Here is a 316-nt window from a genome sequence, read left to right on the forward strand (position 1 = left end):
AACTTTTCTCATTCTCAAATTCAGCCTTCTCCCGAGCTTTCCCAAACGAGTCAGGCGCAATATGTTAAAGGTTTGGGAAGTACCGAAGAAAAAATGGTGATTATTTTGGAGCTTAGCGAGCAATTGATCGCTGATCCAGATCAGGTTGCCGGACGACAATTACTAGCGAGTTAAGGTTCTTAAGTGGATTCTGATCGATCACGAGAGTTTGCGATGTCCGATGCTGATTTCCAGGAAATCAGCGAGTTGGCCTATAAGTATACTGGCATAGTGCTGGGGCCCCATAAGAAAGATATGGTTTATGGCCGCCTGGCGC

1 pseudogene is annotated in these 316 nt (G+C 45.9%); it reads left to right on the top strand.

Going from position 1 to position 316, the window contains the following annotated elements:
• Positions 1 to 213: 213 nt before the first annotated feature.
• Positions 214 to 316, top strand: a pseudogene (locus A3761_RS28950) (chemotaxis protein CheR); the annotation flags it as partial.

Source organism: Oleiphilus sp. HI0123, from assembly GCF_001635315.1.